The sequence below is a fragment of the Kitasatospora sp. NBC_00240 genome (genome assembly GCF_026342405.1).
In the GTDB taxonomy this organism is placed as follows: domain Bacteria; phylum Actinomycetota; class Actinomycetes; order Streptomycetales; family Streptomycetaceae; genus Kitasatospora.
In genome coordinates this window covers 3,239,798-3,252,834 of record NZ_JAPEMU010000001.1, presented here as the reverse complement: position 1 = coordinate 3,252,834, position 13,037 = coordinate 3,239,798, and the positions used below count along the sequence as shown (strand labels likewise).

At 72.6% G+C, this 13,037-nt stretch carries 11 protein-coding genes; 6 read left to right on the top strand and 5 right to left on the bottom strand.

All coding sequences use genetic code 11. The annotated features are described in order from the left end of the window. Positions 1-81 precede the first annotated feature (81 nt). Complete coding sequence (locus tag OG689_RS13755) at positions 82-864, bottom strand: pyrimidine reductase family protein (protein ID WP_266320465.1); 783 nt, start codon at positions 862-864, stop codon at positions 82-84. Between the two features lie 64 nt (positions 865-928). On the opposite strand from OG689_RS13755, the gene zapE reads away from it, so the two are divergent. Then, on the top strand, positions 929-2,008 hold the full coding sequence (zapE, locus tag OG689_RS13750; RefSeq protein WP_266327103.1) for a cell division protein ZapE: 1,080 nt from the start codon (positions 929-931) through the stop codon (positions 2,006-2,008). A 16-nt stretch (positions 2,009-2,024) separates the two neighbouring features. Here zapE and OG689_RS13745 read toward each other — a convergent pair whose 3' ends face one another. Then, positions 2,025-2,609 carry a TetR/AcrR family transcriptional regulator gene (locus OG689_RS13745; protein ID WP_266320464.1) on the bottom strand — a complete coding sequence of 195 codons (585 nt, stop codon included), beginning with the start codon at positions 2,607-2,609 and terminating at the stop codon, positions 2,025-2,027. Beyond that, the gene (locus OG689_RS13740; RefSeq protein ID WP_266320463.1) at positions 2,606-4,222 is read right to left on the bottom strand and encodes an MFS transporter; all 1,617 of its coding nucleotides are present in this window, start codon (positions 4,220-4,222) and stop codon (positions 2,606-2,608) included. The genes OG689_RS13745 and OG689_RS13740 overlap by 4 nt, the downstream gene beginning before the upstream one ends. Before the next feature lie 122 nt (positions 4,223-4,344). Here OG689_RS13740 and uvrB point away from each other — a divergent pair, with 122 nt between their 5' ends. The 5 genes from uvrB (at position 4,345) to OG689_RS13715 (ending at position 11,047) form a co-directional block, all read left to right on the top strand. Then, positions 4,345-6,435: an excinuclease ABC subunit UvrB gene (gene uvrB / locus OG689_RS13735; protein WP_266320462.1), complete on the top strand. Its 2,091-nt coding sequence runs from the start codon at positions 4,345-4,347 to the stop codon at positions 6,433-6,435. Between the two features lie 248 nt (positions 6,436-6,683). Continuing rightward, positions 6,684-7,265 (top strand): TerD family protein, encoded by a 582-nt coding sequence (locus OG689_RS13730; protein ID WP_266320461.1) that lies wholly within the window; start codon positions 6,684-6,686, stop codon positions 7,263-7,265. Positions 7,266-7,675: 410 nt separating this feature from the next. Next, the gene (locus OG689_RS13725; protein ID WP_266320460.1) at positions 7,676-8,656 is read left to right on the top strand and encodes a TerC family protein; all 981 of its coding nucleotides are present in this window, start codon (positions 7,676-7,678) and stop codon (positions 8,654-8,656) included. Positions 8,657-8,998: 342 nt separating this feature from the next. Further along, complete coding sequence (locus OG689_RS13720) at positions 8,999-10,126, top strand: RNA ligase (protein ID WP_266320459.1); 1,128 nt, start codon at positions 8,999-9,001, stop codon at positions 10,124-10,126. A gap of 3 nt (positions 10,127-10,129) precedes the next feature. Continuing rightward, positions 10,130-11,047: an AAA family ATPase gene (locus tag OG689_RS13715; protein WP_266320457.1), complete on the top strand. Its 918-nt coding sequence runs from the start codon at positions 10,130-10,132 to the stop codon at positions 11,045-11,047. A gap of 56 nt (positions 11,048-11,103) precedes the next feature. Here OG689_RS13715 and OG689_RS13710 read toward each other — a convergent pair whose 3' ends face one another. Beyond that, complete coding sequence (locus tag OG689_RS13710; protein WP_190214825.1) at positions 11,104-11,757, bottom strand: MBL fold metallo-hydrolase; 654 nt, start codon at positions 11,755-11,757, stop codon at positions 11,104-11,106. A gap of 116 nt (positions 11,758-11,873) precedes the next feature. Beyond that, positions 11,874-12,665, bottom strand: a complete 792-nt coding sequence (locus OG689_RS13705) for a maleylpyruvate isomerase family mycothiol-dependent enzyme (RefSeq protein WP_266320456.1) — start codon at positions 12,663-12,665, stop codon at positions 11,874-11,876. Between the last annotated feature and the right edge of the window lie 372 nt (positions 12,666-13,037).

Here is a 13,037-nt window from a genome sequence, read left to right as displayed (position 1 = left end):
GTCCGGCGTCCAGTCCCATACTGCCCGGAGGAAGCTTTCCTCACGCTGCACACACGGCACAGCCGCCACAGGGGAGCTGGATCACCAGGCCTGCGGACGCAGGTAACGGGTGAAGAGGAAACCTTTCTGCTCGATCAATGACACCAGTCGCATCCGCTGCACGTCCGGCATTTGCGCGCCGTGGACTATGCGCGGCGCGTCGCCGCCGGTGATCAGCGGCGCCACCGAGAGGCACAGCTCGTCCAGCAGGCCGTCCGCCGCCAGCTGCCCCAGCAACCGCGGGCCGCCCTCGGTCAGCAGCCTGGTCCAGCCCCGCGCGGCCAGCGCCGCGACGGCCGCCTGCAGGTCCACCGAGCCCCGGCCCGCGAGCACCAGGTCGGCCACCTCCGCGACCGCCGCCCGAGCCCCGGCCGGGGCGTCCTCGGTGGTGATCACCACCGTCCTGACCAGCGGCTCGGTGAACAGCGGCGCCGCCAGGTCCAGCTCCAGCGAGCGGCTGACGATCGCGATCACCGGCGCCGGCGCCTGCCCCGCCGCCTGCCGGGCGGCCCCGAACTCGGCCCGGGCCCGGGCCGGCCGGTACCCCTCGGCCCGGACGGTCTGCGCGCCCACCAGGACCACGTCCGAGAGCGCCCGCAGCACCCCGAAGATCCGCTTGTCGGCGTCTCCCGACAGGCCCTCCGAGAGTCCCTCCAGGCGCGCGCCGCCGTCCAGACCGGCCACCATGTTGGCGCGCAGCCACGGCCGGCCGTGATTCACCTGGTCGGGGTACGCGTAGACGGCCGCGAGCGACTCCAGCGACGCCGGATCGGGTGGCGCGGCACCCGGCTCGGGCCGGGGCAGGGGAGAGATCAGCTGCTGCATGAGAGCCAGTCTTCCACCAGGCGTACCCTCTACTAACGTGCCCGCAGCCTCCCGCCCCGACGCAATAGCGACCCCGGACCAGGTCCCGAACCCGGCCGGCGACCGCGCCGCGACCGCCGTGCCCCCGTTCGCGCTGACCGACCGCCGCCCGGTGGTGCCCGCCGAGCGGCTGGTCGCCGAGATGGTCCCGCCGCCGCGCTTCTCCGACGTCAGCTTCGGCAGCTACCTGCCGGACCGGACCCAGCCCAGCCAGTACGAGGCCGTGCAGGTCCTGGAGGAGTTCGCGGCCGGCCTCAACCACGCGAGCACCGCGCCGAAGCGCAGCTGGTTCCGCCGCACCGCCCCGGTGCCCGCCGGCCCGTCCGGGGTCTACCTCGACGGCGGCTACGGCGTCGGCAAGACCCACCTGCTGGCCTCGCTCTGGCACGCCACCCCCGGCCCCAAGGCCTTCGGCACCTTCGTCGAGCTCACCAACCTGGTCGGCGCGCTCGGCTTCCAGCAGGCCGTCGGGACGCTCTCCGGGCACCGGCTGCTCTGCATCGACGAGTTCGAACTGGACGACCCGGGCGACACCGTGCTGGTCTCCACCCTGCTCGGCCGGCTGGTCGAGAACGGCGTCAAGCTCGCCGCGACCTCCAACACCCTCCCCGACAAGCTCGGCGAGGGCCGGTTCGCCGCCACCGACTTCCTGCGCGAAATCCAGGGCCTGGCCGCGCACTTCCGCCCGCTGCGGATCGACGGCCAGGACTACCGCCACCGCGGCCTGCCCGAGGCCCCGCCGCCGTACACCGACGAGGCCGTCGAGGCCGCCGCCGGCCGGACCGCCGGCGCCTCGCTGGACAGCTTCGACGACCTGCTGAAGCACCTCTCGGCGGTCCACCCCAGCCGCTACGGCGCGCTGCTGGACGACGTCCAGGCGGTCTTCCTGCGCGGGGTGAAGCCGGTCGAGGACCAGTCCACGGCGCTGCGGCTGGTCGTCCTCGCGGACCGGATGTACGACCGGGAGCTGCCGGTCACCGCCTCCGGCGTCCCGTTCGACCAGGTGTTCTCCGAGGAGATGCTGCGCGGCGGCTACCGCAAGAAGTACCTGCGCGCCGTCTCCCGCCTGGTCGCGCTGGCCCGCGACAGCGCCAAGGTGGGGTAGCACCGGACCGGAGCGGTCACCGGTCGGCCAGGGCGTCGAGCATCCTCGTCGTCAGTGCCGCCACCTCGGCGTGCGGTGCGGCGCCGAGGGTGTCGAAGGCGCCGGCCGACCGGGCCAGCGCGATGCCGGCGACCGCCGCGACCGCGAGTTCGGCGCGGAGCCGGGCCCGGTCGGTGCCGGAGCGTTCCAGCCGCTGCTCCAGCGGGTCGGTGAGCCGGGTGGCCAGCGCCGTCCGGGCGGCCCGCTGGACGACCTGGTCGTCGTGCGGGCGGACGGCGGCCTGCAGTACGGGGCTGGGGCCCATCCGGTCGACCTTGGCGAGCACCTCGTCCAGCCGGCCGGGGGCGAGGAGGTCGGTGAACGGCCCCTCGGGGTCGTTGTCACTGTGCAGCGCGGCCACGTAGAGGGCCGCCTTGCTGCCGAAGTAGCGCGCGATCAGGGCCGGGTCCACCCCGGCCTGCTCGCCGATCTCCCGGACGGTGGTCCGCTCGAAGCCCCGCTCGCCGAACAGGGCCCGCGCGGCGTCCAGCAGCGCCCGGCGGCTGCCCTCGGCGTCCCGGCGGCGGGGCGTGGCCGCCGCCGCAGGGTTGGTGTCCGTCATCGGCCCTCCCGATGGTCCGCGGGGACGCGTCCGGGCCGGTTGCCGTCCTGGCCGTGCCCCTCGCCGCCGTCCGGCCCGCTGCCGGTGGCCCCGGCGGTGACCTTACCGGCGGCGCCGTCGGAGACGTCCGCGCCGTCCCGGGTGGCGGGGGCGACGGCGGCGCCTTCCCCGCCCGGCCGGCGGGCCGGGAGCAGCAGGCCGGCCAGCCCGGCGAAGACCCAGACGCCGATCCCGACCAGCGTCGCCACGGTGTAGCCGCTCTCGGCGGGCAGCCGGGCCGGCGGGGTGGTGTGGGCGGTCAGGATGCCGGCGCTGAGCGCGCTGCCGATCGAGCCGCCGATCACCCGGAGCACCTGGTTGACGCCGAGCGCGCTGCCGGTCTCGCCGGGCGGGACGGCGCTGACGATGAAGGCGGGCATCGCCGCGAACGTGCACCCCACCCCCAGGCCGGCGATCCCCATCAGCAGGAAGATCTCCCAGAGGCCGGAGCGGGCGAAGCAGAAGACCAGCATCGCGACCACGAAGGCCAGCGCGCCGGCCGGCATCACCGCCCGGGCGCCGAACCGCCGGCCGATCAGCGGGGCCACCCGGCTGGCCCCGACGCTGGCCACCGAGAACGGCAGCAGGGTGAGGGCGGCGACCACCACGGACCGGCCGAGCCCGTACCCGGCCGAGACCGGGGTCTGCACGTAGCGGATGACCAGCGACATCAGGAAGTACATGCCGACGCCGGCGACCAGGCCGGTGACGTCGGCGGCCAGCACGGCCCGGTTGCGCAGCAGCCGCAGCGCGACCAGCGGATGCTCCGTCCGCAGCTCGTGCCGGACCCAGGCGCCGAGGGCCAGCGGGGCGACGGCGGCGACCGCCAGCAGCCGGGCCGAGGTCCAGCCCCACTGCCCGCCCTCGCTCAGCGCGACCAGCAGGGCGGCGAGGCCGAGGCCGAGCAGGACGGCGCCGGGGGCGTCCAGCGGGCGGTGCGGGCGGTGCGTACTGGCGGGCAGCACGAACGCGGCGGCGGCGAGCACGGTGGCGCCGGCCGCGGCGGCCACCCAGAAGGCGGCGTGGAAGCCCAGGTGCTGGGCGATCATCCCGGTCAGCGGGTAGCCGAGCCCGACACCAGCGACGGTGGTGACGGAGAGCGTCGCGACGGCGGACCGGGCCCGCAGGGCGGGCAGGTGGTCGCGGGCGACGCCCATCGCCAGCGGGGTCAGGCCGAGGCCGATGCCCTGCAGTGCCCGGCCGGCCAGCAGGAGCGGGAACCCGGCGGGCAGGGCGGCGAGCACGCAGCCGGTGACGATCAGGGTCAGCGCGCCGAGGACGACCCGGCGCCGGTGCGGCCCGTCGCTGAGCCGGCTGAGCACCGGCGTGGCCACCGCGCCGGCCAGCAGCGTGATGGTGAGGGACCATTGCGCGCCGCCCAGCGAGACGCCGTAGTCGGCGGCGACGGTCGGCACCAGCGGTGCGCCGAGGCTGCTGACCACGGCGACGACCATGCCGAGGAAGACCAGGACGGGGACCAGGGCCCGGCCGCGTACGGTCCGCGGGTCGGCCAGGACCGGTGCGCTGGGGGTGCCGGGGCGCACGGGGTGCTCCTTGTCGTCATTCGATGTCATCAGCTGATGTCATCGAATGATGACACGTTCTCCCGCCCGGTTGAAGGGCCCGCCGCCGCCCCCGGCCGCCCGTGCCCGCGGAACCCCGCCGGATTGTCGGTGCCGGGCCTTACGGTGGAGGCGTGCGACCCATCACGAGCATTGAGCGGACAGTGGCGCCCTTCGAGGTCGTCAGCCCCTACCAGCCCAACGGCGACCAGCCCGCGGCCATCGCCGACCTGGAGCGCCGCATCCGGGCCGGCGAGCAGGACGTCGTCCTGCTGGGCGCCACCGGCACCGGCAAGTCGGCCACCACCGCCTGGATGATCGAGAAGCTCCAGCGGCCCACCCTGGTGATGGCGCCCAACAAGACCCTGGCGGCCCAGCTCGCCAACGAGTTCCGCGAGCTGCTCCCCAACAACGCCGTCGAGTACTTCGTCTCGTACTACGACTACTACCAGCCCGAGGCGTACGTCCCGCAGACGGACACCTACATCGAGAAGGACTCCTCCATCAACGAGGAGGTCGAACGGCTGCGCCACTCCGCGACCAACTCGCTGCTCACCCGCCGCGACGTGGTCGTGGTCGCCTCGGTCTCCTGCATCTACGGCCTCGGCACGCCGCAGGAGTACGTCGACCGGATGGTGCAGCTCAAGATCGGCGAGGAGATCGACCGGGACGTCCTGCTGCGCCGCTTCGTCGACATCCAGTACTCCCGCAACGACCTCGCCTTCACCCGGGGCACCTTCCGGGTCCGCGGCGACACCATCGAGATCTTCCCGGTCTACGAGGAGCTGGCCGTCCGGATCGAGATGTTCGGCGACGAGATCGAGGCGCTCTACACCCTGCACCCGCTCACCGGCGAGATCATCAGCCAGGACGACTCCGTCCACATCTTCCCCGCCTCCCACTACGTGGCCGGCCCGGAGCGGATGGAGCGGGCCGTCAACGGCATCGAGCAGGAGCTGGAGCAGACGCTCGCCCGGATGGAGAAGCAGGGCAAGCTGCTGGAGGCCCAGCGGCTGCGGATGCGGACCACCTACGACATCGAGATGCTGCGCCAGATCGGCACCTGCTCCGGCGTCGAGAACTACTCGATGCACTTCGACGGCCGCGAGCCGGGCACCGCCCCCAACACCCTGCTCGACTACTTCCCGGAGGACTTCCTCCTGGTCATCGACGAGTCGCACGTCACCGTCCCGCAGATCGGCGCGATGTACGAGGGCGACGCCTCCCGCAAGCGGACCTTGGTCGAGCACGGGTTCCGGCTGCCGTCCGCGATGGACAACCGCCCGCTCAAGTGGGAGGAGTTCCTGGAGCGCACCGGCCAGACGGTCTACCTCTCGGCGACCCCGGGCAAGTACGAGCTGTCCCGCGGCGACGGCGTGGTCGAGCAGATCATCCGCCCGACCGGCCTGATCGACCCCGAGATCGTGGTCAAGCCGACCGAGGGCCAGATCGACGACCTGGTGCACGAGGTGCGCAAGCGGGTCGAGCGCAACGAGCGCGTCCTGGTCACCACCCTGACCAAGAAGATGTCCGAGGACCTCACCGACTACATGCTCGGCCTCGACATCCGGGTCCGGTACCTGCACAGCGACATCGACACCCTGCGCCGGGTCGAGCTGCTGCGCGAGCTGCGGGCCGGCGAGTACGACGTCCTGGTCGGCATCAACCTGCTCCGCGAGGGCCTCGACCTGCCCGAGGTCTCCCTGGTCGCCATCCTGGACGCGGACAAGGAGGGCTTCCTGCGCTCCGGCACCTCGCTGATCCAGACCATCGGCCGGGCCGCCCGTAACGTCTCCGGCCAGGTCCACATGTACGCGGACCGGATCACCCCGGCGATGGAGAAGGCCATCGAGGAGACCAACCGCCGCCGGGAGGTCCAGCAGGCGTACAACGCCAAGCACGGCATCGACCCGCAGCCGCTCCGCAAGAAGATCGGCGACATCCTCGCCACTCTCAGCCGCGAGGAGATCGACACCGAGGAGCTGCTCTCCACCGGCTACCGGGGCAGCGGCAAGGGCAAGGCCCCGGTGCCCGCCCTGGGGGCCGACCGCAAGCCCGCCAAGAGCCTGCCGGCCACCGAGCTGGCCGACCTGATCCAACAGCTGACCGAGCGCATGCACGCGGCCGCCACCGACCTCCAGTTCGAGGTCGCGGCCCGGATCCGGGACGAGGTCAAGGAACTCAAGAAGGAGCTGCGTCAGATGCGCGAGGCGGGCATGGCCTGAGCCGGCCGGCGCGGCCGACCCCGGGGGTGTCCCGGGACTGGTACAAACGGTCCGTCCTGCACGGCGGCGACATCCGCAGGCCATAGGCTTGCCTGCGGGTGTCGGCAGCGTGCCGCCGGCCGGCCGGCGGCCGGAGGCGGTCCGGGGCCGGTACCAGGGGGCCTCAGCCGGGGGACGGCAACGGGGTGTTCCGCCGTGGAGCCGGCGCGGGATACCGACCCGCGTGGCCGAGGAGAGAGGACAGCACCGTGTCGGTGAACCTGGCCAAGGGACAGTCGGTCAGTCTGCAGAAGAGTTCGGGCGAGTCCCTGACCGTCGTCCGGATGGGGCTGGGCTGGCGGGCCGCCCCCAAGCGCGGCCTGTTCGGCAGCCGCACCCGCCAGATCGACCTGGACGCCTCCGCGCTGCTCTACGCCGAGAAGACCCCGTCCGACGTGGTCTTCTTCCAGCACCTGGAGAGCAACGACGGCTCGGTGCGGCACACCGGCGACAACCTGGTGGGCGGTGCCGGGGCGGGCGACGACGACGAGTCGATCCTGGTCGACCTGGGGCACGTGCCCGTGCACATCACCCAGGTGGTCTTCACGGTCAGCTCGTACACCGGGCAGACCTTCGCCGAGGTGCAGAACGCGCACTGCCGGCTGGTGGACGAGAGCACCGGCCAGGAGCTGGCCCGCTACGAGCTGGCGGGCGGCGGCCCGCACACCGGCCAGATCATGGCCAAGGTGTTCCGGGAGGAGTCCGGTGGCTGGGGCATGCAGGCGATCGGCGCGCCCGCCCGGGCCCGGACCTTCCAGGACATGCTGCCCGCGATCGACCCCTTCCTCTGAGCCCGGCCCGGATTCCGCCGCGCCGATCCGCCCGCCCGACCCACGGCGCCGATCCCACGGTGCCGACTCCGGTGCGCCCACCCCCGCCGCGCCGACTCCCTTGCACTGATCCCGCGCCCCGCGCCCCGGCCCCGCTGGGGCCCTCCGACAGGCCGGGCCCCTTCGTACGGTCCTGCCGGCGGGCGGGTACGGGCCAGCTTTTTACCTTCTTTACCTTTTCTTGGGCTTCCTGTTAGTGTTGGGCGCAGCGGAGGGGAGTATTCCCCCGCAGTGTTCCCGTCATCACGGACGCCTGTTCCAGGTTTCCCGGGGCGCTGGTCCGTCTGCCCCGGCTCGTGGGGCCGACGGGCGGAAGAGACCTCCGGCAGTGACGATGACTGTCTCGCCTATCTGCCGGAGGAGCAGCAGAAGTGGACGTTTCCGTATCCATGTGGGTCGGCACCATCGGGGTGTTGATCGCCCTGATCGTGGCCGATTTCTTCATCGGCGGTCGAAAGCCCCATGAGGTCTCGATCAAGGAGGCCGGAATCTGGACGGGGGTCTGGATCGTCCTGGCCCTGATGTTCGGCGGATTCCTCTGGTGGCACTCGGGCTCGCAGCCCGCCACGGAGTTCTTCGCCGGGTACATCACCGAGAAGTCGCTGAGTGTCGACAACCTGTTCGTGTTCATCCTGATCATGGGCAAGTTCGCGGTGCCCAGGATCTACCAGCAGCGTGTGCTGATGTTCGGTGTGATCATCGCGCTGGTCCTGCGCGCGGTCTTCATCGCCGGCGGTGCCGCCCTGGTGACGCAGTTCTCCTGGGTCTTCTACATCTTCGGCGCCTTCCTGATCTGGACGGCCTGGAAGCTGATCAAGGACGCCCGGGCCGGCGAGGAGGAGGAGTTCGAGGAGAACCGCCTGCTCAAGACGATCGAGCGGCGCTTCCCGTCGACCAGCGTCTACCACGGCACCAAGCTCTTCATCCGGGAGAACGGCCGCCGGCTGATGACGCCGATGCTGATCGTGATGATCGCGATCGGCACGACCGACGTCCTGTTCGCGCTCGACTCGATCCCCGCGATCTTCGGCCTGACCCAGGACCCGTACATCGTCTTCACCGCCAACGCCTTCGCCCTGATGGGTCTGCGTCAGCTGTACTTCCTGATCGGCGGTCTGCTGAAGAAGCTCATCTACCTGTCGTACGGCCTGTCGGTGATCCTCGGCTTCATCGGCGTGAAGCTGGTGCTGCACGCCCTGCACGAGAGCGGCCTGCACGTGCCGGAGATCGGCATCCCGCTCTCGCTCGGCTTCATCGTGGTGGTCCTGACCGTCACCACGGTGGCCAGCCTGATCGCCTCGAAGCGGCAGGAGGCCGCGGCGGGCGAGCGGCAGGAGAAGATCGACGTCTGACGCCCTCGGGCGGGCGAGGCGGCCCCGCGGACCGGAACACCGGTCCGCGGGGCCGTTCGCGTTCGCGTACGTGTCACGTTCAGCGGTGGCTTCCCGTCCGCTGCACCGAGCGCGTTCCCGGTCACGTTCTCGCTCGCATTCCCGGGGGCGGTCCGGCCGCCTGTGGCCCGGTGGCTGACGGTCGCTTCGGCTGACGGCTCCTCGGGTGGACGGCCGGTTCGCGACGGGCCCGGCCGGTGGGTGTCTCCGTGCGGCCCGCCCTCGACGGCTCGGTAATATTTCCCGGCAGTCGTACCGCTATTCGGGGCACAATCGCGGGCAGACCACCGAAAGCAGGCTCCCGTGACTCCCGTACCGACCCGTCCGACCCTCGACGACCTCTTCGACGCCGCGGATCTCGCGGCCGCGATCGAGGCCGGACACGTCACCCGCAAGCCGCACCCGACGCTGCCGATCTCGATCTACACCTACACGCCGATCTGTCAGTACGGGCATGTCTGGACCCCGGTCACCATGCGCTGCCGGGGCCTGATCGCCGACGACGCGAGCGGCGAGGTGGTCGCCCTGCCGTTCCCGAAGATCTTCGTGACGGCGATGCACGGTCTGCACGACTTCGCGCCGGAGCTGCCCGCGGAGCCCTTCGAGGTCTTCGAGAAGGCCGACGGCAGCCTGGCCATCGTCTTCCACCACGCCGGCCGCTGGCACGCCGCCTCCAAGGGCTCGTTCATCTCCGAGCAGGCCCGGTGGGCGCAGCAGGTCCTGGACCGCTCCGACACGAGCGGCCTCGACGAGGGCCTCACCTACCTGGCCGAGGCGATCTACCCCGGCAACCGGATCGTCGTGGACTACGGCGCCCGCCAGGAGCTGGTGCTGCTCGCCGCGTACCGGCCCGCCGACGGCACCGAGGAGCCGCTGGCGGCCGCCGCCGAGCACTGGGCGCCGATCGGCCCGGCGGTCCGGAGCTGGGGGCTCAGCTCGGACGTCGCGGAGCTGGAGAAGCGCGCCGCGACGGACACCTCCATGGACGGCGACCAGGTCGGCGGGACGCAGGAGGAGGGCTACGTCATCCGGTTCGCCTCGGGCGTCCGGGCCAAGCTCAAGCTGACCGCCTACCTCGCGCTGCACCGCCTCTACACCGGCACCAACGAGAAGACGGTCTGGGAGGCGCTGGCCGCCGGCCGCGAGCCGGGGACGCTGTTCGACCGGGTCCCGGACGAGTTCCGGGACTGGGTGGAGCAGATCGCCGACCGCCAGCGCGCCCAGGCCGCCGAGTTCGTGGCCCGGGCCGGGGCGGACTTCGCCCTGATCCCGGCCGGCCTGGACCGCAAGTCCTTCGCGGCCGAGGCCAAGAAGTCCCGCCTGCCCGCCGCGATGTTCCGCCTCTACGACGGGCGGGACGTCACCGACATGGCCTGGAGGGCCGTCAAGCCCCGCGGCGACGCGCCGTTCAAGACCGACGACGAAGGCTGAACCATGCCCACCGTGCACCTCACCACCGGCCTGCCCGCCTCCGGGAAGACCACCCGGGCCCTGCAACTCCTGGCGGACTCCCGGGGCACCATGCGCCGGGTCAACATGGACGACATCCGCGCCATGCTCGACGAGCACGGCGGGGAGCGGGCCTGGAGCCACAAGCACGAGAAGACCGCGATGGCCGTCCAGGAGGCCGCGATCCTGGCCGCCGTCCGGGACGGCTTCGACGTGATCGTCGACAATACCCACATGACCTCGGGGATGGCCGGCCGGCTGAAGGCCGTCCTGGCCCAGGCGGACGACATCACGTTCGTCGTCCACGACTTCACCGACGTCCCGCTGGAGGAGTGCCTGGCCCGCGACGCCGCCCGCGCCGACCCGGTCGGCGAGGAGGCGATCCGGCGGCTGGACCAGCGGCACCGCTCGGCCCGGCGCAGCGGCTGGCGGCTCACCGCCGAGTGGATGGCCGAGACGATCCCGGTGCAGCCGTACGTGCCCGCCGAGGGGCTGCCGTCGGCGGTGATGGTCGACATCGACGGCACGCTCGCCCTGAACGTCTCGCGCGGGCCGTACGACTTCCAGCACTGCGACGAGGACGCCCTCAACCCGGCGGTCGCGGACACCGTCCGGCTGTACCGGGACGCCGGCCACCAGGTGGTGGTCCTGTCCGGTCGCAGCGAGGAGTACCGGCCGCAGACCGAGGCCTGGCTGGCCACCCACAGCGTGCCGTACGACGAGCTGTGGATGCGCGCGGCGGGGGACACCCGCCGGGACGACGCGGTGAAGCTGGACCTCTTCGACGCCCACGTCCGCCACCGCTTCGCCGTCCGGGTCAGCCTCGACGACCGGGACCGGGTGGTGGCGCTCTGGCGCCGGCTCGGTCTGCCGACCTTCCAGGTCAACTACGGGGACTTCTGACGATCGCCGGACCGGTCGGTGGGGCCGCCCCGACCGGGGGCGGCCCCACCGTCGTGTCACCAGCCGCGCTCGCGCCACTCGCCGAGCTTCGGGCGCTCGGCGCCGAGCGTGGTGTCGGCGCCGTGGCCGGGGTAGACCCAGGCCTCGTCCGGCAGCACGTCGAAGATCTTCTCGTTGACGTCCCGGAAGAGGCTCTCGAAGGCCGCCGGGTCGCCCCAGGTGTTGCCGATCCCGCCGGGGAACAGGCAGTCGCCGGTGAAGACGTGCTGGTGGCCCTGCGGGTCGTCGTAGACCAGCACGATCGCCCCGGGGGTGTGCCCGACCAGCTGGCGGACGGTCAGCTCGACCTGGCCCACCCGCAGCACGTCGCCGTCGTCCAGCAGCAGGTCGGTGGGGACGTCCACCGCCTCGGCGTCGATCCGGCCGGCCGCGGTACGGGCGCCGGTCGCGGCCACCACCTCGGCCAGCGCGCCCCAGTGGTCGTGGTGGCGGTGGGTGGTGACGACGGTGGCCAGCCGGTCGCCGACGGTCTCCAGCAGTACCGGCGCGTCCGCGGCCGCGTCGATCAGCAGCTGCTCGTCGGTGGCCCGGCAGCGCAGCAGGTAGGCGTTGTTGTCGTACGGGCCGACGGCCACCTTGCTGATGATCAGGTGGGCCAGCTCGCGCACGTCCGGCGGGCCGCCGACCTTCACCGCTCCGTGGTACGTCATCGGGGCGCTCCTCGTTGGTCTCGGGTGCTGCCGAAGGGCAGGACTCCTGGCTCTGCAGTGATCATCGCGTGGTCCCCGCCCGCGCCGCGAGTCCCGGCGTTCCCATCGTGGCGCGCTCAGCCGAGCGGCGGAAGCCCGGGCAGCGCGGTGCGGGGGTCGGTGAGCTGCCGGCCGTCCTGGTGGACCTGCAGGCCGTCGCCGGCCGACCGGCCGGACAACCAGGCGGTGAGCGCCCGCACCGGGCCCTCGGCGGTCAGCGCGGGCTCGCCGTCCCGGTCGCCGATCCGGGCCCGCTCCCCGGTGTCCTCCGCGACCAGCTGGACGCCGGGCAGTCCGGGCGCGCCGTCCAGCTTGGCCGCCAGCCGGCGGAACTCGGCGGTGGCGAACTCCCGCGGCCAGTGCGCGGGGGTGTGGCCGGCGTCCAGGTCGACGTGGTGGTACTCGACCTCCATCAGGCGCCTCCAGGGGATCTCGGACGCCTCGAAGGTGAAGCCGGCGCGGTGGCGGACCTCCGCCGTCCAGGCCTTGTCGTCGAGTTCGGCGGCGGCCGCGGTGAAGCGCAGGGCGGAGGCACGGATGTCGTCGAGCTGGACGTCGAGCGGTCGCGGCGCACCGGCCTCGATGTCCCGGTCCCGGGTCTCGGGGGTGGCGTACTGCGGGATGTCCGTGCCGGTGCGCGCGCCGTCGAGGAGGTTGACCAGCGAGTCGGCGTTGCGGGCGATGTGCGCGAGGACGTGGCCGCGGGTCCAGCCGGGCAGGGCCGAGGGACCGGCGAGGGCTTCCGGGTCGAGTGCGGCGACGGTCCGCAGCAGCTGGGCGGTGCTGTCGGCGACCAGGAGCAGGCTCGCCGCCGCGGCCCGGGCCGCGATGTCGGGAGCGCTGGGTGCCGAGTGGTCGGTGTCGGTCATGGTGTTCCCCTCCGAAGGTGTCGCCCGGCCGGTCCGAACCCGCCCGGGTCTGTCGTGCCCTGTCCGGTGACGCGTGGACCGCTGGGTGTCGCCCTGGCCGCGTGCCTGCCGGGGCGGCCGCTCGTTGAGTGGTACGACGCTATCGCCGATCCGCCGGGCGGTGGGGCGGATATCCGGTGCGGCGGCCCGGATTGGCCGGTTCACCTGGGGGGTTGTCCGGGTTGCGGGGTCGGGCGGGGCCGGGCCGCCGTCACCCGTTCGGGTGGTCTCCACTGGACAAGCTCGATAATCGAACGCCTGAGCTAGTAGGCTGGCCGTCCCAAGCTGCGAGACTGGGACACCGGAAGAACGGGCCCTCCGCGCTCGTTGGCA